This is a genomic window from Alcanivorax sp. HI0044, assembly GCF_001634945.1.
Genome location: NZ_LWEZ01001046.1, coordinates 1 through 525, shown reverse-complemented (window position 1 = coordinate 525; position 525 = coordinate 1). Strand labels below are relative to the sequence as shown.

Annotated in this window: 1 protein-coding gene; it reads left to right on the top strand. The window is 64.0% G+C overall.

Annotation, left to right across the window (positions count from 1 at the left end; genetic code table 11):
* Positions 1-525, top strand: a 525-nt coding sequence (locus A3730_RS12205; protein ID WP_156501185.1) for an AMP-binding protein, incomplete at both ends; no start/stop codon positions are given.

The window sequence follows — 525 nt, the reverse complement described above, 5'->3', positions numbered from 1 at the left end:
CGCATTCTCAACGGTTACGGTCCTACCGAAACCGTGGTCACCCCGATGCTGTGGGCCGCCTACGAAGGCGACACCCTGACCAGCGCCTACGCGCCCATCGGCACCGCCGTGGGGCCGAGNAANTTGTATGTGCTGGATCAGGATCTTAACCGGGTGCCGGTNGGCGTCGCCGGGGAACTGTATATCGGCAACGAAGTGGGCCTGGCCCGTGGCTACCATCAGCGCCCGGACCTGACGGCGGAGCGTTTCCTGCCAGACCCGTTCGGCGAACCCGGCGAGCGCATGTATCGCACCGGGGACCTGGTGAAGTACCGGGACGATGGCGTAATGGAATACCTGGGCCGGGTGGATCAGCAGGTGAAGATCCGCGGCTTCCGTATTGAGCTGGGGGAAATTGAAAGCCGGCTGCTGGGCCATGAACAGATCCGTGAGGCCGCTGTGGTGGCGCAGCCATCGCCGACGGGGGATCGCTTGGTGGGTTATATCGTGCCCCGCAATACCGTAGGACCGTGCTTGCACGCGAAC